This window comes from Actinotignum sp. UMB0459, from assembly GCF_051905915.1.
GTDB lineage: Bacteria > Actinomycetota > Actinomycetes > Actinomycetales > Actinomycetaceae > Actinotignum > Actinotignum sanguinis.
In genome coordinates this window covers 158558-180054 of the sequence record NZ_JBQAIK010000008.1, presented here as the reverse complement: position 1 = coordinate 180054, position 21497 = coordinate 158558, and the positions used below count along the sequence as shown (strand labels likewise).

At 62.2% G+C, this 21497-nt stretch carries 19 protein-coding genes; 12 read left to right on the top strand and 7 right to left on the bottom strand.

All coding sequences use genetic code 11. From position 1 onward, the window contains the following. Positions 1-81 precede the first annotated feature (81 nt). Positions 82-1407 (top strand): UDP-N-acetylglucosamine 1-carboxyvinyltransferase, encoded by a 1326-nt coding sequence (murA, locus tag ACTFPK_RS02540; RefSeq protein ID WP_274733793.1) that lies wholly within the window; start codon positions 82-84, stop codon positions 1405-1407. A gap of 17 nt (positions 1408-1424) precedes the next feature. On the opposite strand, the gene ACTFPK_RS02535 is transcribed toward murA, so the two are convergent. After that, positions 1425-2066 carry an AMIN-like domain-containing (lipo)protein gene (locus ACTFPK_RS02535; RefSeq protein ID WP_274733791.1) on the bottom strand — a complete coding sequence of 214 codons (642 nt, stop codon included), beginning with the start codon at positions 2064-2066 and terminating at the stop codon, positions 1425-1427. A gap of 96 nt (positions 2067-2162) precedes the next feature. Between ACTFPK_RS02535 and ACTFPK_RS02530 the strand changes: the two genes are divergently transcribed. The 3 genes from ACTFPK_RS02530 to adhP all read left to right on the top strand — a co-directional run bounded on the left by ACTFPK_RS02530 (position 2163) and on the right by adhP (position 5566). Continuing rightward, on the top strand, positions 2163-3245 hold the full coding sequence (locus tag ACTFPK_RS02530; RefSeq protein ID WP_274733789.1) for a D-alanine--D-alanine ligase family protein: 1083 nt from the start codon (positions 2163-2165) through the stop codon (positions 3243-3245). Then, positions 3246-4379, top strand: coding sequence for a thiamine-phosphate kinase (gene thiL, locus ACTFPK_RS02525; protein WP_274733787.1), 1134 nt, complete (start codon positions 3246-3248; stop codon positions 4377-4379). 149 nt (positions 4380-4528) lie between these two features. Then, the gene (adhP, locus tag ACTFPK_RS02520) at positions 4529-5566 is read left to right on the top strand and encodes an alcohol dehydrogenase AdhP (protein ID WP_439910996.1); all 1038 of its coding nucleotides are present in this window, start codon (positions 4529-4531) and stop codon (positions 5564-5566) included. 39 nt (positions 5567-5605) lie between these two features. On the opposite strand, the gene rpmB is transcribed toward adhP, so the two are convergent. Continuing rightward, a complete protein-coding gene (gene rpmB, locus ACTFPK_RS02515; protein WP_016442917.1) occupies positions 5606-5797 on the bottom strand; it encodes a 50S ribosomal protein L28 in 192 nt (63 codons plus the stop codon). 303 nt (positions 5798-6100) lie between these two features. Between rpmB and ACTFPK_RS02510 the strand changes: the two genes are divergently transcribed. The 8 genes from ACTFPK_RS02510 to ACTFPK_RS02475 all read left to right on the top strand — a co-directional run bounded on the left by ACTFPK_RS02510 (position 6101) and on the right by ACTFPK_RS02475 (position 12923). Continuing rightward, entirely contained in the window at positions 6101-8314 is a 2214-nt protein-coding gene (locus ACTFPK_RS02510; RefSeq protein WP_439910994.1) for an ATP-dependent DNA helicase RecG, read from the top strand. 3 nt (positions 8315-8317) lie between these two features. After that, a complete protein-coding gene (rsmD, locus tag ACTFPK_RS02505) occupies positions 8318-8875 on the top strand; it encodes a 16S rRNA (guanine(966)-N(2))-methyltransferase RsmD (RefSeq protein ID WP_274778239.1) in 558 nt (185 codons plus the stop codon). Between the two features lie 48 nt (positions 8876-8923). Then, the gene (coaD, locus tag ACTFPK_RS02500; RefSeq protein ID WP_439910993.1) at positions 8924-9397 is read left to right on the top strand and encodes a pantetheine-phosphate adenylyltransferase; all 474 of its coding nucleotides are present in this window, start codon (positions 8924-8926) and stop codon (positions 9395-9397) included. Beyond that, entirely contained in the window at positions 9394-9987 is a 594-nt protein-coding gene (locus ACTFPK_RS02495; protein WP_016442913.1) for a hypothetical protein, read from the top strand. The genes coaD and ACTFPK_RS02495 overlap by 4 nt, the downstream gene beginning before the upstream one ends. After that, positions 9987-10547 (top strand): YceD family protein, encoded by a 561-nt coding sequence (locus ACTFPK_RS02490; RefSeq protein WP_126134548.1) that lies wholly within the window; start codon positions 9987-9989, stop codon positions 10545-10547. The genes ACTFPK_RS02495 and ACTFPK_RS02490 overlap by 1 nt, the downstream gene beginning before the upstream one ends. Before the next feature lie 2 nt (positions 10548-10549). Next, positions 10550-11341 carry a ribonuclease III gene (gene rnc / locus ACTFPK_RS02485; RefSeq protein ID WP_126134547.1) on the top strand — a complete coding sequence of 264 codons (792 nt, stop codon included), beginning with the start codon at positions 10550-10552 and terminating at the stop codon, positions 11339-11341. A gap of 6 nt (positions 11342-11347) precedes the next feature. Then, positions 11348-12229 carry a bifunctional DNA-formamidopyrimidine glycosylase/DNA-(apurinic or apyrimidinic site) lyase gene (gene mutM, locus ACTFPK_RS02480; RefSeq protein ID WP_274755662.1) on the top strand — a complete coding sequence of 294 codons (882 nt, stop codon included), beginning with the start codon at positions 11348-11350 and terminating at the stop codon, positions 12227-12229. A gap of 76 nt (positions 12230-12305) precedes the next feature. Then, positions 12306-12923, top strand: coding sequence for a response regulator (locus ACTFPK_RS02475; protein WP_039899046.1), 618 nt, complete (start codon positions 12306-12308; stop codon positions 12921-12923). Positions 12924-12957: 34 nt separating this feature from the next. Here ACTFPK_RS02475 and ACTFPK_RS02470 read toward each other — a convergent pair whose 3' ends face one another. From ACTFPK_RS02470 to ACTFPK_RS02450, 5 genes are all read right to left on the bottom strand, one after another. Then, positions 12958-14646 (bottom strand): GAF domain-containing sensor histidine kinase, encoded by a 1689-nt coding sequence (locus tag ACTFPK_RS02470; protein ID WP_274733777.1) that lies wholly within the window; start codon positions 14644-14646, stop codon positions 12958-12960. Positions 14647-14648: 2 nt separating this feature from the next. Continuing rightward, the gene (gene cydC, locus ACTFPK_RS02465; RefSeq protein WP_016442907.1) at positions 14649-16409 is read right to left on the bottom strand and encodes a thiol reductant ABC exporter subunit CydC; all 1761 of its coding nucleotides are present in this window, start codon (positions 16407-16409) and stop codon (positions 14649-14651) included. Then, positions 16406-18166, bottom strand: coding sequence for a thiol reductant ABC exporter subunit CydD (gene cydD, locus ACTFPK_RS02460; RefSeq protein WP_016442906.1), 1761 nt, complete (start codon positions 18164-18166; stop codon positions 16406-16408). The genes cydC and cydD overlap by 4 nt, the downstream gene beginning before the upstream one ends. A gap of 203 nt (positions 18167-18369) precedes the next feature. After that, on the bottom strand, positions 18370-19497 hold the full coding sequence (cydB, locus tag ACTFPK_RS02455; RefSeq protein WP_016442905.1) for a cytochrome d ubiquinol oxidase subunit II: 1128 nt from the start codon (positions 19495-19497) through the stop codon (positions 18370-18372). Positions 19498-19506: 9 nt separating this feature from the next. Continuing rightward, positions 19507-21012: a cytochrome ubiquinol oxidase subunit I gene (locus tag ACTFPK_RS02450; protein WP_039899041.1), complete on the bottom strand. Its 1506-nt coding sequence runs from the start codon at positions 21010-21012 to the stop codon at positions 19507-19509. Positions 21013-21497: the final 485 nt, after the last annotated feature.

The following is a 21497-nucleotide window of genomic DNA, read 5'->3' as shown; positions in this document are numbered from 1 at the left end:
GGATATCCTCATAACTCCGGAAACCGGCCGCGGGCCGGTATGCTGGCTGGGTACCTGTGACACGCGAGAAAGGCGGAGAGTATGGTGTCCCAACTTGTGGTTCGCGGAGGAGTCCCCCTGAGCGGTGAGATTACTGTGCGCGGCGCAAAGAATTTTGTGTCGAAATCCATGGTTGCTTCCCTGCTCACCAAAGAAACGTCCGTGCTGCGTAATGTGCCGCAAATCCGTGACGTCACCGTGGTTTCGGAGCTGCTGGGCCTGCACGGTGTGGCGGTCAATTACCAGCCGGAAGCCGGAACCGTGGACATCACCCCCGGCGATATTCACCTGCCTCACGACCCGCACGAAGTGAATGCGCTGGCCGGTTCCTCACGTATCCCCATTCTTTTTGCGGGTCCGCTGCTGCACCGCCTGGGCGAAGCGTATATTCCGGACCTGGGCGGCTGCCATATCGGCTCGCGGCCCGTTGATTTCCACCTGCGTGTCCTGGAGGAATTCGGCGCGAAGCGCGTGCAGGAAGAAACCGGAATGCACCTGGTGGCGCCCAAGGGCTTGCGGGCCAAGCCGGTGCGCCTGCCCTATCCCTCGGTAGGGGCTACCGAACAGACTCTCCTCACGGCCGTGATGGCGGAGGGAGTGACGGAGCTCTCCAATGCCGCGGTGGAACCCGAGATTATGGATCTCATCGCGGTGCTCCAGAAAATGGGCGCGATTATTTCCGTGGATACTGATCGTGTTATTCGCGTGGAAGGCGTGGATGAACTAGTTGGTTATTCGCACACCTCGCTACCTGACCGCATCGAAGCGGGATCCTGGGCGGCGGCGGCGCTAGCCACCGGCGGGGATATTTTCGTACGCGGGGCCGAACAGCAGTCGATGACGTCCTTCCTCAACCTCTTCCGTAAAGTCGGCGGCAAATTCGATGTGCGTGACGAGGGCATCCGCTTCTGGCACCCGGGTGGCGCCCTGCAATCCGTATCTTTTGAAACAGATGTGCACCCCGGTTTCATGACCGACTGGCAGCAGCCGCTCGTCGTCGCCCTTACCCAGGCCGAAGGCATGTCCATCGTCCACGAAACCGTCTACGAAAACCGGTTCGGCTTCACCGAAGCGCTGCGGGATATGGGCGCCAATATCCAGACCTATCGCGAATGCTTGGGCGGGCACGAATGCCGTTTCGGGCAGCGTAACTTCTACCACTCGGCTGTTATCCAGGGACCCACCCCGCTGCGGGCCACCGATATTGTGGTTCCCGATCTGCGCGGGGGATTCTCCCACCTCATTGCCGCACTGGCGGCCGAAGGAGAATCGCGGGTATCCGGGGTGGATATTATCGACCGTGGCTACGAAAAGTTCCTGGATAAACTCCAGGCCCTGGGAGCGGATGTTACGCCGCTGGACGCCTAGTTATTGGCAACGTCAATCTAGTTATTGGCAACGTCAATAACGACCCGTTTGGGGCTCTCCAGTACCTGAACCCGGTAGGGGCGATCCTTATCCAGCCCGATATGCACCTGGTGCATGCCTTCAAAAGCGTGTTCCACATGAACACCCTGGACCGCTTTCGCACCTCCGAGGTTTGCAACGGAGAGATCCGCAGCCTGAGATGGATCTTCCGGGTAGGTGACCCCGGAAATGCTCAGGGTGAGGAAACGCTTGCCCGGAATATCTAGGGGGCGCCCGGAACCATCCTGAATGGCTTCATCTCCGAAGAAACTGAACCATTCCAGATCGGCGTCGCTGTCATATTCCACGACCACGCGATCCCAACCCTCATGGCCGGCCACCCGCACCGCGGTGGGCACCGCGGAATTCTCGGTCAGCTTGGGATAATTCGGTGATTGCGAGTCCCCTTCAATAAAGCCCTTGAGGGAGGCTTGCGCGTCCTTGGGTGTAAGGCTGGGGGACTGGCTGGCCGCCGGAGCCGAAGCTGAGGCGCTCGGGGTAGTGGGCGCGGTGGAAGTATCGCTCACCGGGGCGCCTTTCCCGGTCCCGGAGCAACCGGCCAGCGTGAGGGCGGCAGCGCCTGCGAGCAGGAGAAACGACTTCATTGTGTTCTGTGTCATATGTTTACTGTAGTAGGCCGCGCCCGGGTTTGTCACCTTGCCGCGCGCCCCGGCGTACTACCCTGGGTACAGCACTGAGTAGAAAGGTGTCCATTCGTGGCCACACATCACGTCGCCCTCATCTACGGGGGCGTGTCCGGAGAACACTCCGTCTCTTGCCTGACCGCGGCTTCTGTTTTGGGAGCCATCGACCCGGAGCGCTACACCGTCATCCCCATCGGAATCACCACCGAAGGAATCTGGGTTCCCATGAGCACAGAGGAGGTGGCAGCCGGTGCGGAAGTGAAGTATCGCGGGGAACGCGTGCTGGCAGATTTTGGACCCGGAGGCGGTTTCGTGGTGCGCGGGGAAGCCGGCACCTCACGCAGCCTCGGGCCTATCGACGTCGCCTTCCCGCTCCTGCACGGTCCCTTCGGTGAAGACGGCACCATCCAGGGCACCTTCGAAATGATGGGTATTCCCTACGTGGGTTGCGGAGTTTTCGCCTCCGCAGCGGCTATGGATAAGCACTATATGAAACTGGTGCTGGAATCGGCCGGTCTTCCGGTTGCTCCCTATGTACTTGTGGAACCGCAGCGGTGGAACTGTGACCCGGCCGGTGTGCGCGCGGAAGTTGCCGAACGTTTACAGCTCCCTGTTTACGTCAAACCAGCCCGCGCGGGATCTTCGCTGGGAATCACGCGGGTGGCTGAGCTTTCGCAGCTCGACGCCGCCATTGCCACCGCGCGCGCCGTCGACCCCAAAGTTATTGTGGAAACAGGAATCCCCGGCCGTGAAATCGAATGCGCCGTTCTCGGCGGGCGTGGCGGAGCCGCCCCCCGGGCCTCCGTGCTCGGGGAGATCGTGCTGGATGTGCAATGGTATGACTACGCCACGAAATACGTGGCAACCGAGGGGTTCCACATGGAGATTCCCGCGGCTCTCCCGGATGCGGACGCGGAGAAGATGCGGAGCCTGGCGCAGCGCGTTTTCGAAGTATTCGAATGCGAAGGCATGACCCGCGTGGACTTCTTCTACACCGCCACCGGGGCCATGTACGTCAATGAACACAACACAATCCCCGGATTCACGGCGGTGTCTATGTACCCGATCCTGTGGGAGAAAACCGGCCTGAGCTACCGCGAGCTTATTTCCGAACTTATTGACCTCGCCCTCGCGCGCGGGGTAGGGCTGCGCTAAATGGTGGGCAGCCACGAAACTCAGGGGCCGGGTGCCGGTGCGGATGGTACCGGGGGCCGTTTCGCCGGCGGCACTGCCGGGCGGGTGCCCGGACCGCTGGTACGTGACCTGAGCGAAGCGGAGCTCCTCGCCCGGATTGTCCCGCTACTCCCGCGCGGAGAAACAACAATCGTTCCTAGCGGGGATGATAGTGCCGTGCTCGGCCTGAGCGACGGTCGGGTCACGGTCTCCACCGATATGCTCGTGGAGGGGGTGCATTTTCGGCGGGATTGGTTCAACGGACGCGATGTGGGGTGGCGGGTCGCCGCCCAAAATATCGCTGACGCTGTTGCGATGGGGGCGCGGCCGCGTTCCCTCGTGGTCGCCATGGAGCTGCCGGGGGATGTTCCGGTGGCTTGGGTAGCGGATATCGCGCGCGGGCTTGCGGAATATTGTGGCCCGCTCGGGTGTGGGGTCGACGGCGGAGACCTCGTGAGCGGGAGCCATATCGCCATCAGCGCGACTATTCTGGGCGATCTAGAAGGACGCACCCCGCTGCGGCGCTCGGCGGCAGCACCAGGGCAGCCGCTTATCCACTGCGGGAACCTCGGGCGTGCAGCCGCCGGTTTTGAACTCCTCAACCGCGGTTTTGCACCGGATCGGGGAGCTTTCCCGGATGCCGCAACCCGTCTCATGCAGGATTTCCTGCGCCCGCGCCCGCCTGTCCCCGCGGTGCTCAGCGCGGTGCGCGCCGGATTGCGCGGGGCGATGATGGACGTTTCTGATGGTTTGATTCGTGACGCCCAGCGTATCGCCGCTGCCTCCGGGGTACATATCGATATTCATTCCGAAACTCTGAACCGCCACGCTCAGGATCTTCTTGAGGTGGCCCGCCACCTGGGGCGTTCGGACCCGCTCGAGTGGGCTTATGACTGCGTTCTTAGCGGTGGAGAGGACCACGGTTTTCTCGCCACCATGGACGTGAGCCCGGAACGAGCCTGGGGGGCGCGCATCCCGCATCTCCCGGAAGGATTTAGCCTTATTGGAACAGTGGAAGCCGCGCATCCGGCTGGTCTGGTCACCGTGGACGGGCGAGCCTGGAATCGGGGGAACGGCTGGGATCATTTTCGCCGCACATCACAAACGTTGAATTAGGGTGGAACCGTAATAAAATTCTTTTTGCGCGAAATAGGGACGTTTTCCCCTGGATTGTTATGCTGCCGCTCGTAAAAATAGAAAGTGGTGCGAGGCCCGCACCGCGTTAACTGGGAGCAAGGGTGCTCCCGCTGAAATAGGAGGAAAAAATGCGAGCAGCGACAGTTCGAGAACCCTCGGACGGCTACGTTGACATTAAGGACGTTGAACTGCGTCCCATCAAGGCCAACGAAGCACTCGTCGATATCGAATACTGCGGCCTGTGCCATACGGATATCCACGTGGCGCTCGGCGATTTCGGTGACGTGCCCGGCCGCATTATTGGCCATGAGGGCGTGGGCGTTGTGGAACAAATCGGTGAGGATGTCACCTCGCTGAAGGTCGGTGACCGCGTTTCGGTGGCCTGGTTCTTCCGCGGCTGCGGTCACTGTGAATACTGCGTGACCGGTGACGAAACCCTGTGTCGTAGCGTGGAAAACGCCGGCTACAGCGTTGACGGTGGCATGGCGGAAAAGTGCATCGTGGTGGCTGACTACGCCGTCAAGGTTCCCGATGGGTTGGATCCGGCCGAAGCTTCGTCCATTACCTGCGCGGGCGTGACCACCTACAAGGCTCTCAAGAATGGCAATATTCGCCCGGGGCAGTGGGTGGCTGTGTACGGCGCCGGCGGGTTGGGCAACCTGGCTATCCAGTACGCCAAGAATGTGTTCCGCGCCCGCGTGGTTGCCGTGGATATCAACGATGACAAGCTGGAATCGGCAAAGAAGGTCGGCGCGGACCTCGTGGTGAATTCCTCGGATATCAACTCCGGGGAATGGATCCAGAAGGAAGTTGGCGGCGTGGATGTTGCGGTGGTAACCGCGGTATCCCAGGTTGCTTTCGGCCAGGCTGTGGATGCGATGAAGGCCGCCGGTACCGTGGTGTGCGTGGGCCTTCCCAAGGGCACCATTGACCTGAATATTCACCGCACCGTTCTGGATGGCATCAAGGTGGTGGGCTCCCTCGTGGGCACCCGCCAGGACCTGGCTGAAGCCTTCGACTTCGGAGCCCAGGGCCTTGTCAAGCCGATTGTTGCTACCCGCCCGCTCGATGACATCAACGATATGATCGACGAAATGCTGGCCGGCAAGATCGAAGGCCGCACATCGCTAATGGATGTGCGGCCTTCCTGTGCTGGCTCTGGCTAACTCACGGGAGTGAGCCAGAACTCAGCGAAGCCACAGTACTTAGGCGGCGCGCTGCACCTTGCCGGCCTTGAGGCACGAGGTGCACACGTTGAGGCGCTTGGGGGCGCCCTTCACAAGCGCGCGAACACGCTGAATATTCGGGTTCCAGCGGCGGCTTGTACGCACGTGCGAGTGCGAGACGCTCTTCCCGAAGCCCGGGTGCTTGCCGCAGACGTCACAAACAGAAGCCACGGTGTTCTCCTTCGGTTGATCATGGATCCGCTCGCGCACCTGCCGCTGTTCGGTAGATACACCTGAGCGCATAGGAAAATTACAACTCCACTAGTATAGCGGTAAGCGGCTTACTTGCCAAAGGCTCCCTCCGTGGCGTAGGGCACGTGTAGCGGGGGCGGCGTCGTCGCCATCAACAATAATGCAGGGCCGTAACGTTGCGGGTGCGCACCACCGGCACCACCGTGAGCAGTGAGAAACAGCGTACCGCGCGGGACAGGGCGCCGTTAGGGAAAATATGGCGCGGGTGTTAATGTGAATGGTATGGACAGCGCGCAGGCGGCGGCACATACGCGAGGCGGTACCCCGGCCGTGGTATCGGATGGCTGGACCGCGTTGAGCGTGCCACTGGAACGTGCCCTCGGCAAACGCAGCGCCACCTCTTTCACGCGGCTCGGCCTGCACACGGTGGGGGAGCTGCTCTACCACCTTCCTTTTCGTTACGCCCGGCGCGGTGAACTCCTGCCCATTGAACAGGTGCGCGAAGGCGAGGACGTCACCGTGATCGGCCGGGTGGTGAATGCAGAATTACGGCCCATGCGCGCGCGGCGCGGCTTTATCCTCTCCGTTCTGATGACCGACGGCGCCCGCGAACTCGGCCTCACCTTTTTTGCGAAGTCACAGCGGGTATTGGCCTACCACGAACGGCGCCTGCACCCCGGCACGGTCGCCACATTTTCCGGCACGGTGAGTTCCTACCGTGGCACGCTGCAACTCACCCACCCCGATTACGATCTGGTAGAGGATGAAGGGAGCGTTGACGTGGAGCGCCTGCGCCGGCCCATCCCCATCTATCACGCCAGCGCCGCGCTGCCCTCCTGGAAAATAGAACGGGCCGTCAGCACTGTTCTTACCGGGCTGACCAGCGCGGATGTTCCTGATTTGCTCCCCGCAGACTACCGGCACGCCCACGGCCTGCCCTCCCGGCTCGCGGCCCTACGCCGCGCCCATTGCCCTGAGGAACCCATCAGCGCAGCGCTCGCCCACCTGCCCTTCCGGCACGAAGAAGCCCTCGTGCTCCACACCGTCCTGGCCCGGCGCCGCGCCGCCCGCGCCGCACATCCCACCACCGCCTACCCGCAGCGCCGCGGAGGCATCCTGGACGCTTTCGACTCCCGCCTGCCCTTTGAGCTCACCGCGGGGCAGCGCGCGGTCGGCGAAGAAATCGCCGCCGATCTGGCGGGCACCACCCCGATGCAGCGCCTCCTCCAAGGAGACGTGGGGAGCGGGAAAACCGTGGTGGCCCTGCGCGCCATGCTCCAGGTGGTCGACGGGGGAGGCCAGGCCGCACTCCTGGCCCCCACCGAAGTGCTGGCCGCCCAGCACGCCCGCAGCGTGCGCGACCTGCTCGGGGATCTGGGCGCGGGCGGGATGCTGGGTGCTGCCGAACAATCCACCCGGGTGGAGCTCCTCACCGGTTCACTCACCGCCACCGAACGTCGCGCTACCCTGGCCCGGATCGCCTCGGGAGAAGCCGGCATTATTATCGGTACCCACGCGCTGCTCTCGGATACCGTCCAGATTCCTTTCCTCGGTCTGGCGGTGGTGGATGAACAGCACCGCTTCGGGGTGGATCAGCGCGATAGCCTCGCGCGTGGCGTGCACACCCTCGTGATGACCGCCACCCCTATCCCGCGCACCGTCGCCATGACGGTTTTCGGAGATATGGCCGTGTCTACCTTGCGTGAACTGCCCGGTGGGCGCGCCGGCGTGGGTACCGTCGTCGTTCCGGAAAACCGCGCGAGCTGGATCGCGCGCATGTGGTGGCGGGCCCGGGAAGAAATAGCGGGTGGCGGGCGTGTATACGTGCTCGCTCCCCGTATTAGTGAGGACGACGACGCAAGCCCGCCCGCGCAGGATTCGGGCGCGGAACATACGCTGGCCACGGTAACTGACCTGGCTGAACGCCTGCGCGCCCTTCCACAATTCGCGGGAATCGCGGTGGGAGAGATGCACGGGCGGTTGAGCGCGGCTGAAAAAGATGCCGCTATGGCAGATTTCGCGGCCGGGCGGGTCCCGGTGCTCGTCTCCACCACCGTTATCGAAGTGGGGGTGGATGTTCCGGAAGCCACCATGATGATCATTATGAATGCTGAACGTTTCGGGCTTTCCCAGCTGCACCAGTTGCGCGGACGCATCGGGCGCGGCAGCAAAGCGGGACTGTGCCTCGCGGTTAGTGGAGCCCCGGAAGGGAGCCTGGCCGCCGAGCGCCTCGCGGCTTTCGCCGCCACCACGGATGGCTTCGCTCTGGCGGAGAAAGATGTAGAGCTGCGTTCCGAAGGAGATGTGCTGGGGACTCGGCAGGCGGGAACCACCTCCCACCTGCGTTTCCTCTCCGCGGTGCGCGACGCTGATATTATCGCTACCGCGCGCGCCGTTGCCACCGACCTCGTGGAACGCGGTGCGGTGAGCGCGGAATTGGAGCGCGCCGCGGACGCATTGGATACCGAGCGAGCCACCTACCTGGAAAGGGGATAAGCAATGACACGTATTGTTGCCGGAACCGCCAAGGGGCATATTCTGCGGGTGCCGAGTTCGGGAACGCGCCCCACCTCGGAAAAAGCGCGTGAAGCAGTATTTTCCCGGCTGGACCACCGCGGTTTTATCGTCGATGGCGAAGTGCTCGATCTTTTTGCCGGTTCCGGTGCCCTGGGCTTGGAAGCGAAAAGCCGCGGGGCACGCGCCGTCGTTCTGGTGGAATCAGAAGGGCCTGCGGTCAGCATTATTCGCGACAACGCCGCCCGCGCCCACCTCGATGTGGCCGTGGTGCGGATGAAAGCGGAAAAGTACCTCTCCCAGGAACCTAATTATCGTTTCGACGTCGTCTTCGTGGACCCGCCCTATCGCTACACCGAAGAACAGATTACGAAAGTGCTCGACGGCCTCACCCCGCATGTAGCCGCGGACGCCGTCGTCGTTGTGGAACGCGATAGCTCCTCACCGGAACCCAGCTGGCCGCAAGGATGGGAACTGGATGATTCGCGCCGGTACGGAACCGCGACGTTGTGGACGGCGCAGCGCAGCGAGAGCACGCTGTAATCGCGCGTCGACTAGGCCGAGCGCCTCAGGAAAGATTAGGCTATAACTATGATGCTTGCAGTCTGCCCCGGGTCCTTCGATCCCGTCACGTTTGGACATCTCGACGTTTTTGCCCGCGCCGCTTCCCTCTTTGACGAGGTTGTTATTCTGGTCGCGCATAACTCTTCGAAAAATCCGCTTTTTTCACCGCGGCAACGCGTGGAGTTCATTCGCGAAGAAGTGCGCCACATGACCAATGTGCGGGTGGAGGATTTCGGCGGGCTGCTGGTGGATTTTTGCCGAGATATCAGGGCGGATGCCATCGTCAAAGGATTGCGCTCCGCGGTGGATCTGGATGCGGAATACCCCATGGCGCTCATGAACCGGGAAATATCGGGAATCGAAACGGTGTTCCTGGTGGGGGATCCGGCGAAAGGCCATATTGCCTCCTCGCTGGTTAAAGATGTGGCACGGCACAAAGGTGACGTGCGGAGTTTCGTTCCCGCGCGGGTGGCGCGGGCTTTGGAAGAGGAGATGCAATGACTCACGATACGCGCGGGGAATCGGTGGTGGAGATCCTCGATGAGCTCCTCGCCCTGGTGGATAATGCACGTTCCATCCCTATGTCCGCCTCGGTGATGATCAACCAGTCCGAGGTGCGCGACCTGCTCCAGTTGGCCCGCGATGCGGTGCCCGATCAGGTGCTTCGCGCCGACGACGTGCTGGCCGATATTGATTCGGTGCGCGCCTCCGGGCGCCAGGAAGCCGCGAGCATTATTGCCTCGGCCCGCCAGGATGCAGAAAATATTGTGGCGGAAGCACGCGCCCAGGCCAGCCGGCTCGTCTCCAATGACGCCATCACCATTGCGGCGCGCTCCACCGCCGCGCGGATCGAGGACGAAGCCAAGCAGAAGGCCGAACGGCTGCGCGAAGGTGCCAACCACTACTCCGATTCCACCCTCGCTAATTTGGAAGGCCAGGTGAACGGGGTCGCGGCTGCGCTTGAAGAGGCCGTGCGGGCCGCGCACGAAAAAATGGATGCGGCCCTTGCCCAGATTTACGCGGGCCGGGAAGTCCTTGCCAGCCGCCAAGAAACCACCGACGCTGTTTTTGATCATTCCGAGGAGGAATAGTGGACCTTCGTAGTCCTTTTGTTGTCTCGCTGCACGATTTACCGCGTAGCGACGGCTCCCTTATGCCGGTGCGGGAAAGCTTCGCGGCGCCCGCGGATATGGGTATCGAGCTCATGGCCGTCCCAACCGGATCCGAACTTGACGTGGATCTTAACCTCACCTCGGTATCCGAAGGCGTCTATATTGGCGGGCAGGTGCATTTCACCGTGGAGGGCCAGTGCTCACGCTGCCTGCGCGATATCCACGAAGAACGCACCCAGGAAGTATCCGATCTGGCCTACTACCCGCAGCGGCGTGCCGAACTCATTGCCGAAGGGGATGAGGACGCAGAAGAACACCCCGTCATTGAAGATGACCACGTGGATCTGGAACCGGTGCTCCGCGATGCCATTGTGCTCAACCTGCCCTTCCAACCCCTGTGTTCACCCACCTGCCAGGGCCTGTGCGCCGGATGCGGGGAGCGCCTGGAAGATTTGCCTGCGGGGCACCATCACGAGGCACCCGCCCTGCACTCGGACGCCCTGGACGCGCTGGAAGCCCAGCTGCGGGCACAGGAGTAAGCATGGCCTATCGTGAATTAGTGGAACAGTGGGGAATCGACCTGCCCCGGCCCTTGCTGCGCCGCGCCCTCACGCATCGCAGTTTCGCTTTCGAACACGACGAACCCCATAACGAACGCCTGGAATTCCTAGGCGATTCCATCCTGGGTCTCATCATCGCGGAGAAAGTATTTCGGGAATACCCCGATGCTTCCGAAGGCGATATGTCGCAGATGAAAACCTATGCGGTTTCTGAGAAAGCCTTGGCCGATGTGGCGCGGCGGATCAACCTGGGTGATTCCCTGCGCCTGGGGCGCGGTGAGGACCGCTCGGGTGGGCGTAACAAGGATTCCATCCTCTCCGATACGGTGGAAGCCCTGATTGCCGCAACTTATCTGGAACACGGAATGGAACCCACCCGCGAGATCGTGGACCGGCTCCTCGATTCCAAGATTAAAGATGCCTCGGTGCTGGGCCCGAACCTCGATTGGCAAACGAGTTTCGAAGAGCTCGCGCACGGCCTGGGCTGGGAGGGCACCATGGAGTTCGAGTTGAGCTCCACCGGTCCCGACCACGCGCGGGTTTTCACCGCGGTGGCATCGATGGCCGGGCGCGAATGGGGGAGCGGCGAAGGAAGCTCGCAGAAGAACGCGCGCCACGCCGCCGCCGAAGCGTCCTACCGGATTCTCGCGGATCTGATTGAGAAGGGTGAGGCGAAGCCGGCTGCTGGGGGCAATGGGAACAACGGCGCAGGTGGGAACGACGGCGCAGCTCCCGGCGCGGGTGCATCTGCCACGCCCGGCGCGGCTGAGTAGGTCGGCGTGCCCGAACTTCCCGAAGTTGAATCAATCCGGCGCGGGCTCGCCGAACACCTCACGGGCCGGCGCATCCTCACCGCGCAAGCGTTCGGCACCCGCGTGACCCGCCGAGCCCCGCAGGGCCTAGAAGCCGTGGAGGGGCGCACCGTGCGGGCGGTGGTACGGCGCGGGAAATTCCTGTGGTGCGATGTGGGGGAGGACCTCGCCCTCCTCGCCCACCTGGGCATGTCCGGGCAGTTTCGGGTAGATGAACCGAGCGGGAACAGCGATACCGGCGGGGAACGGCGCCACCTGCGGGCCCGATTCAAACTTGATAACGGCCGTGTTCTCGATTTCGTGGACCAGCGTACTTTCGGCTACCTGGCACCGGTCGCTTTCCGGCCCACCGCTGATGGCGGGCCGGGCGGAGCGGGATCTAAGCGCGCCGTCGTACCCGTGCCCGTGGCTCATATTGCCCGCGACCTGCTCGATCCTTATCTAAATGAAACGGCGCTGCTGGGCGTTCTCACCACCACGCGGCGCGCGATGAAACGGGTGCTCCTCGACCAGGAGATAATTTCCGGCATCGGCAATATTTACGCCGATGAAATGCTTTACCGGGCGCGTATCCACCCGGAAGCCACGGCGCTCACGGCCACGGCAGCGCGCGAGCTGCTGAACGCCGGGCGCGCGGTACTCAACGCCGCGCTGGCCGCCGGCGGAACATCCTTTGACCGGCTCTACGTGCATGTCAACGGGGAGAGCGGATATTTTGAGCGGTCCTTGCAGGCCTACGGGCGGGCCGGGCAGCCCTGCGCGCGCTGCGGAACCCCGTTGCAGAAAATTATCCTCGGGGGACGTTCCACCACGCTGTGCCCGGTATGTCAAGTCGCTCCGATTGGGTAGAATAAGGGCGGATTATTGACCGATGATGGCGATGCAAACAAAGGAGGGCCGGCGCGTGGCACAAAATATTCGCGTCATGATTATTGATGATCATGAAGTGGTACGGCGGGGAATCATTGAGGTGGTTGACCGTTCTGAGGGCCTCGAGGTGGTTGCCGAAGCCGGATGCGTAGAAGAAGCGGTGCGGCGCGGCGGTCTGGTGCTCCCTGATGTTGCGCTGGTAGACCTGCGGCTTCCGGACGGCACCGGAATCGATATTATTAATCAGTTCCAGGAGGTCAGCCCGGATACCAAGTGCATCGTCCTCACCTCCTTTGATGACGACGACGCCCTTTCCGAATCCCTCAATGCCGGCGCGAAAGCTTACCTCTTGAAGTCGGTGCGCGGGGCGGAAATTTCGGACAATATCAAGGCCGTGGCCGAAGGGCGTGTTCTTCTTGATGAGCGCACGGTCTCACGGCGGCGCGCTGATCACGATGATCCCACCGCGGATCTCACCCCCTCGGAACGCAATGTTCTTGAGTTGATCGGGGATGGGCTGTCCAATCGGGAAATCGGTGAGCAGCTCGGGGTTGCGGAAAAGACGGTGAAGAACCACATCACTTCGCTGCTGTCCAAGATGGGCCTGCAGCGGCGCACCCAGGTTGCCGCGTGGGTGGCCGGCCAGCGCGCCACCGGGTGGCGCAACCAGTAGGCACACCTTTTTACCCGATGAGTCAGGTACCTGCCTAGCCGTCGATGAGGGCCCGCCAGCGCACCACCGTACCGCTCTGACTGCCCGGTGCAATGGAGAAAGTACCGTGGTGGCGCCGGGCCCGAGCCGCAAGATTAGAAAGGCCTGACCGCCGGCTCAATTCACCAATGCCCACGCCATCATCGGCAACTTCCACGCTAATATCGCGCTCGGTAACGGTAACCGTGACGGTGATGGTATGGGCGTGGGCGTGGCGCACCGCATTGGAGAGGCATTCGCGTACCACGGCGATAACATCGTCGCTAATATCAGAGCCGATAGCGTCATCAATTTCGGTGTGGGTACCGCTATCAATATCTTCGCCCCGCACGCTAATACGTAGGCTCGGGGTGAAACCGAGCTGCGCCGTCACGGAACTAACTTCACGGCGCAGGCGTGAAACCACCGGAACCGAGGTATCGGGGCCGCGCAGCGAGTAAATAATCTGGCGGATCTGCGCCACGGATTCGTCAATAGATTCGATGGCGTTATCGAGGGTGTCGAGCACGTTATCGGCCACCGCATCCTCGGTTGCCAGATCATCACGCAGCGCGGACAGGCGCATCCCGGAAGCGAAGAGCTGCTGGATCGCGAAATCGTGCAGATCGCGCGAAATACGGGAGCGTTCTTCCAGCTGCGCAGATTGGGCTTGTACGTAGCGCGCGTCGGCCAGCTCCAGAGCGAGGGCTGCTTGATTCGCCACGCTTTCCGCCATCGTCAAATCGACCATGTCGAATTCTGCTCGCCCGCGCACCCGAGCCAGAATGATAACGCCGCGCGCGGTATCCCCGCCGGCCATCGGCGCGTAAAGAAGCGGGCCGAAACGGCCGAGTGGATTATTGGGGGAAGGTGGCGCGGTGCTTGTATCAATAATGCGGCCGAGCCCGCTTTGGGCCACCGCCCGCGCCCGGGAATCCCGCCCGAACGTGGTGCCCACCAGGTCCTGCCCGACCTCGCCCGCCACAAATTCACAGGCCCAGGTATCAGCCACCGAGGGGAGAATAATAAGGGCCAAATCGGCATCCGCAACCCGCCGCATTTCGGTGGCGATGAGCTGGAGCGCTTCCTCTTCATCGCTTCCTTGCAGCAGCGCAATAGTGATGCGCCGCGAGGCGGAGAGCCATTGCGCACGGGAATTCGATTCCTCGTACAGGCGTGCATTTTCGACGGCGATGGTAGCGGCGCGCGCCAAAAGCGCGATGAGGTTGATATCTGCTTCGCTGAAAGATCCGGGTTTATTGAAGAAGATGACTCGGGCGAGCACCCGATTCCCGGTCATGAGGCGTGAGGTGAGGAAATTTGTGATACCCGGGCCGTAGAGTCCATCCCGGTGGCTGGCAGCGGTCAGGGGAGTGCTTCCCGCGGCAGGTTCCGGGGTGATGCCGCTTGCATCATGCACGGCACTGACTGCCTCGGCACGATCCCACATGATGGTATCTTCGGTGCCCAGGGATTCAAGATCACGATCCAGGCTGGTGGGGGTGAGGCTGGCAGCTGCGGGGAGTGGCTGGCCCAGGGTGACGATGCTTGTCACCTTTTCCGCCGAATTGAACATGAGAACGGCGGCGCTAGACGCCCCGGTTAATTTCAATCCGGCGCCGGCCAAATTTTCGAGCACCTGGGTGCGATCCAGGCGCGCGGTCAACGCGAGCGCATTGAAAATAACCGTTGTGGTATCCAGCATCCTTATTCCTGTTTCGCCGCCCATGCGTACGAGGCGAGCCTTTCGGTGAGCTCCTCGTGGGTGCCGCGCGCGCTCACGTGGGCGATACCACCGTCGGCACGGGTTATCACAATAACCTCGTCGGCGGCATCAAGGGGCGTGAGCCGGTGCGTCACCAAGATAATAGTACGCGGATCGGCGCTATTCTTACCGGCCCGAAGCAAATCGCGGATAAGCTCATCGGCGGTTTCCGGGTCGAGGTGCTCGCCGGGTTCATCCAAGAGTAGGAATTCCGCATCGGAGGCTAGCGCCCGGGCAAGGAGCAGGCGCCGTCGTTCTCCACCCGAGATCGTGGCGGCATCTTCTCCCAGCAGAGTATGAACCCCGCGCGGGAGCTGGGTGAGCCAGGTGCCCAGGCCCGCGCGTACCAGCAGTTCCACGGCCTCTCTTTCGGTGACCGAGGGGCGCGCCACCCGCAGGTTCTCTAGCACGGTGGTTTCAAAAACGTGGGCGTCTTCCGCCGTGAGGGTGAGGGTGCGGGAGACGGTGCGCCGATCCAGGGTGGAGACTTCGTGTCCGTCCAGGCGGACCGAGCCGGCATGCGGGCGCAGCATTCCCGCCAGGGTATAAAGCAGGGTGGATTTCCCAATCCCCGAATGTCCCACGATGGCAACGGAGGAGCCGCGTTCTACGTGCAGCTCAAAAGGCCCGGCCACGTCCGGCCCACCCGGCCACCCAATAATGAGGTCGGTAGCATGCAAGCCACGCTCGTGCCGCGGTGCCGGGGCTTCCGGTTCCTCACTGCGCTGGGCGCGGTCGAGGAGCTCGAGGATACGCTGGGCAGCCTTGGCGGAACGTACCAGTTGGATGGCTGCCTCTCCCAGCCCTTGAGTGGCTTCGAAAGCGGCGAGCGGGGTGAGGACGCAGACCGCCAGCGCGGTGGCGGAAAGCGTGCCGGCATCCAGGGCCCGGCTCCCGATAAGAATCGCACCCACCACGGCGATACCCATAGCAAGGGTATCCAGGGCGATAGCGAGGGCCTGGGGGCGGGCCGCGGCATCACGGTGCCGGAAGATCCGCTGTTCGGTGGCTTCCTGCACCTCTTCCATGGCGTCCACTCGCCCGGCTACCCGCAGCTCGGCGGCCGAATCAAGCATGGTCAGCGCGGTTGCGGAAATCTCGGTTTCGTCACGCACCTGCGCTTCTTCGGCGATACGCCCCCCGCGCATGGCCAGATAGGGCGCAAGAATCCCGGAAATAAGGAGGCAGCCGGCCAGCAGCAGGCCGATGGGTGGGCATAGAATCCCCACGATGAGGCAGGAGACGAGGCAGACAATACCGGCAACAGCTCCGGGCTGGACCGCTTTAACGACGACGTCACCGACCGAATCGACATCGCGTCCGGTGCGGGCGAGCAAGTCACCGCGGCGCACCGAGGTCACTACGTCGGTAGGGGAATCAGCCAGCGTCGCGTAGACGGCGGTACGCAAATTAGACATTCCGTAGAGGGTGACCCGGTGCGAGAAAATTCGATTGACGTAGCGCAGCAGTGCTTTGGACACCCCGAAGAAACGCACCGAGGTGGTGGCCACGCCGAGGGCGAGGACCGGCGGCATTTGGGAAGCCCGGGTAATAAGCCAGGCGGAGACAGCTGCCAGGGCCACCGAACTGCTCAGTCCGGCAGCACCCGCCGCAACGGAACCCCAGAATCCGCCCTTATCCACGCGCAGGAGGCGCAAGGCACGGAGGAGAGCACGGCGTTCATCTTGAGGGAAAGTACTCACTTGGTCACCTCGGTTGTCTGGGAGTTGGCGGGCGCGGGGACGGAAGGCGCGGGCGCCGATGGAGTGGCGGCGGGTTCCGGGACCGACCGCGCGGTGCCGGAAGATGTGGCAGCTGGCTGCGCCGTCGTCGATACGACATCAATAACCGCATCGGCAAGGTCGAGGAGCGCGGTGCGGTGCGCGATAACGATAACGGTGCGTCCCTGCGCCCGTAGATGCGCAACGGATTCGACGACGCGCCGTTCGCTGCGCGCATCCAGGTGCGCGGAAGGCTCGTCGAGGAGCACGAGGGGGCGCTCGGAAACCAGGGCGCGAGTGAGGGCAAGGCGCTGCCGCTGACCCACGGAGAGGCCCACGCCGCCCTGACCGATAAAGGTATTCCAGCCTTCGGGAAGTTCTGCGATGACTTCGTCAAAACCGGCGAGGGCCGCGGCCCGTTCCAGGGCTGGGCCCGGGGCAACCCCAATATTTTCCGCCACGGTTCCCGGCACGATCACCGGGCGTTGGGAAACCCAGGACACCTGCTTCCACAAGCTTTCTTGGCGGATATTTTCGAGCGGGGTGGTGCTGATATGCACGGTTCCGCTATCGGGGGTAATGAAGCGGAGGAGCACATTCGCCGTCGTCGTTTTTCCGGAACCGGAAGCCCCCCGCAATGCCGTGACGCGCCCGGGAAGAATCTCCGCGTTCAGCTGCGCGGGCGCGATGGTATCGCGGCCCGGCGCAAGAACCGAGAGATCGCGGATCACGATAGGGGAGCTGGCTAGATCAGGGCACTCAACCGTGCCGTCTTCCACCGGGAGGGGCTGCTCAAGTAGGTCAAAGACCTGGGCGGAGGCGGCCACTCCGTTGGAGGAGGCATGGAATTGGGTGCCCACTTCCCGCAGGGGTTTGAACACTTCCGGGGTCAGCATAATAATCGTCAAGCCGGTGAAAAGGGAGACATTTCCGGCCACCATGCGCAGGCCCACCTCGACCGCGACGAGGGCGGTGGATAGCGTGGCGAGGAATTCCAGCACCGCGCCGGAGAGGAAAGCGATGTACAGGGTTTGGAGTGTTTTCTTGGCGTAGTCATCCCCGAGGTGCTTGACGCGGCGGGCCGGCCCTTCTTCGCGCCCGAGTGCTTTGAGGGTGCTCAGACCGCCCAAAAGGTCGAGGAGCTGCTGGCCCAGGCGCTGCATGGAGGCGAGCCGCTCATTGGAGAATGCCTGGGTCATCCGCCCGATAAGGATCATGAAAATAGGGATGAGCGGGATACAGGCCACGATGGCGATAGCACTCACCCAATCAAGGAACAGGATAACAACGAGGGCGAAAGGGGTGACGGTGCAGGTGAGAATGAGCTGGGGGAGGAATTTGACGAAATAGGGTTCCAAGTCATCCAGCCCGGAGGTGACCAGGGTGACCGTGGTGGAGGTGTTCCCTGCGGCGAGCCAGCGATCACCCAGGTCGCCGGCCCGGCGTAGCACCCGGGCGCGCAGATTAGCGATGGTGCGCAGCGCGGCGCGGTGGCCGTAGGACTCGCGAATATAGATAAGAATGCTGCGGGCAGTAAAGGCCGCTGCGACCCCGAATACCGGCCAGCCGATGTCACGGAAGGTGAGATCGCCGTCTGCGACCGGCGCAACGGAGGCGGCAATAAAGAAACATTGCGCTAGCACGAGGGCTGTTTCCAGAAAACCAACACCACCGAGCAAGGCAACGTAGCGACGCGCCGTGGGCGCAAATTTCATAAGTCGAGAATCAACGGGCTTCATTCTTCTCCTTGCACACTGCTGTCATGGTAGCCCGTCCCTGAGTATGACACGGGAGCACCGCGTTTAACCGCGTACCACCACCCCGTAGTGGAGTCACGTCATACTTCAGGGCCCCAGGATCCGAGAGTGCGGATGGGAGGCTGCCGTATGAGGGAGGCCGCGCGCACGGTGCGTGCGCGCGGCCTCCTGATCTCACGTGCTACTTAGCGAATCTCGAACTCGCGGATCTTCTTCGGTTCCAATCCCACGGGTTCCTCGGGAATTTGCCCGGCGTCAATGCGCTTGCGGAACACGGAGTATGCCCACACCGTGTAACCGAGGACGATCGGAACGAAAATAAGTGCCGCGATGGTCATGATGGTTTGCGTTGGCGCGGTGGCCGAGGCTTGCGCGATCGTGAGGGAGTAAGCCTCGTTGATCGACGATTTCATGACATAGGGAACCATCATCGCAAAGATGGTGGACACCGCCGCGGCAATGGCCGCGAAGTGCAGCCCGAAGGCGAGAATCTCCCGGTTAGCCCACGTGGCTGCCACGGTGGCGATAAGGAGCACCGCGCAGATAGCCAGCGGGATAATCGCCAGGACTTGCGAGCTGTACACGAAGTAGGCCCACAGAGCCCAAACCGCGGTAATCGCGGTGGAGATCACGGTGGTGCGCTTCGCCAAGTTAATGGAACGCAGCTGGAGTTCACCGGCCGTCTTAATCGAGAGCCACAGCGCGCCGTGGCTGAAGAAGAGCGAGAGGGTGACCAACCCGCCCAGGACGGTGAAAGGCGTGAGCAGCGAGAAGAACCCGCCGGTCAGGTAATGGTGGTTATCCGCGAGGGCTTCCCACGTCACCGCATCGGGCGCCACGGCCACGAACTCACCGGAGGAGTAGTTGCCCACCTCGATTTTCATCCCGGCCACGAGGTTGGCGAAAGCCACCCCGAAGAGGATCGATACGATCCACGACACGATGCAGTGCAGGGTGTCCCAGGTATTACGCCAGCGCTCGGTGCGGATCATCTTGCGCCATTCGAGGGCGCAGATGCGGATAATAAGGCAGACGAGCACGAGGACGAGGGCGATGTACATGCCCGAGAACATGGTGGCGTACCATTCTGGGAACGCCGCGAAAGTAGCACCACCCGCGGTGAGCAGCCACACTTCGTTGCCGTCCCAGTGGGGGCCGATCGAATTGATCATGGCGCGACGTTCGCGTTCGTTACGCGCAAAGGTTTTGAGGAACATCCCAACGCCGTAGCCGAAGCCCTCCAGGGCCAGGAAACCAATCCACAGGACCGCTACGAGGATGAACCACAGAGTCATCAAAAATGTTTGTTCCATGAGGTCCTCCTAGTAAACGAAATTCGGGGTAGATTTCGCATCGTATTCGACGACCTTCTTGTGGGTATTGATACCCTCGCGCAGGTAGCGGCCCAGAAGCCAGATCCACACCACGCCGAGTGCCGAGTAGAGCACCGTGAAGATGGTCAGGGAGAAGGCGACGCTGCCACCGTTGACGGAATGGGAAACACCCAGGTCCGTCATGAGTAGGACGCCATCAATTTGAGTCGGGTAAACGATCCACGGCTGGCGCCCGATTTCGGTGAGGATCCAGCCCGCGGAATTCGCCACGAATTGCAGCGGGATCATCCACAGCCAGAACTTGCCCCAGCGTTCCGAGCGCATAATGCGATCCCCGCGCAGCACCCACAGTCCGAGGACCGCGATGAGGAGATCCAGCATCCCCACTCCCACCATGACGCGGAAGGAGTAGTAGGAGGCCAGAACGTTCGGAGTGACCTGCTGGTTTTCGAAAGCGGTATCGAACTTCTCCACGAGCTCCGCGTTGACGTTCTCCATCTGGTGGATGCGGTCACGCACGCGCTCATTGGCTTCGCTAATGGATTCCAGGCGCGAATCAGGACCGGACCAGTGGTTGGTCATCATGAAGGATTCCAGGCCGGGAATCGGAACGTAGATCGAGGTAGCATCCTCGCAGCTATTACCCCACATAACAAGGGAAAGCTTGGCGTTTTCTTCGCCCTGGCACACGCCCATCATGGCCGCGGCCTTGGGGGGCTGGATGACGCCGAGGTGCTGACCCATGTAGTGACCGGACAGGGCGGCAATAATCGCGGCGACCAGGGTGACCTTGAGGCCGAGCTTAGCGGTGGGTTTCCAGTATTCGCGCGCTTCGACTTCGTTGCCGGAGAGGCGAATAGAGCGTGCCATCCACCAGAAAGCGAAGCCGGCCACCAGTACGCCGGCCAGCGTAAACGCAGCGCCTAAGGTGTGGAGGAAGGTGAGCACCCAGGTGGTATTGGCGAAGAGACCAAGGAAGCCTGCCATGCCGTCCAGCTCCGCGCGCCCGGTTTCCGGGTTGAAGACCGCGCCGTGCGGATCTTGCATGAAGGAGTTGGCCGCCAAAATCCACGCCGCGGAAATCACGGTACCCATGGAGAAGAGCCAGATGGTCAGGTTGTGCATCTTGGGGGAGAGACGGCCCTTGCCGAAGATCCACAATCCGAGGAACGTGGACTCCAGGAAGAACGCCAGGAGGGCCTCGAAAGCGAGCGGGGCACCGAAGATGTCACCGACGAAACGCGAGTACTCCGACCAGTTCAAACCGAACTGGAATTCCTGCACGATACCGGTGGCAACGCCGAGCGCGAAGTTGATGAGCAGGATCTTGCCGAAGAAATCGGTGATCCGCTGCCACTTCGGATCGCCCGTTTTGCGGGCCTTAGTTTGCATATACGCCACGATGACAGACAGACCAATGGTCAGGGGCACCTGAAGCCAGTGGTAGACGGTTGTAATACCGAACTGCCATCGCGCAAGGGTGATCGGATCCACCTTTTCACCTTTCCGATGTGTAACACGTGTGATCGCGCGTGGATCGCCGCGGTGGTCCCGTAGCAGCGCGATCAAATTTTTCACCCTCGATCCTACTCATCCGCGCGGCAATAAGAGGTATCGAACACGAGGGACTTTTGTCCGGCCCGGCGCTCATGTGCCATCTGGCACACAGGTTAGCGACACCTCTCAAAAAATAGGGACGAAAGTCCCGGGCGGGTCTGTGTGGTGGTGATTGCAGGCCCCGGCAGGCGCTCGGCGTTGCGGAGATTTCGGGAACCTCCCGGCGCCAGTCCAGTACTCCTCATGTAGAATCGGTATCAGTGTACCGGGCGCTACCGTATCGCCCCGGTGGTTCGAGGCTGTGAAGAACCTGGCCGGCAGATGATGAGCGCCGGATATGCCCTCGAACGTGAATATGCTTGCGCGGCGTCGGCCGCAATGGTGATAGGTCCGCACGGGATACGGGGTGCGCGCCTGTCGGG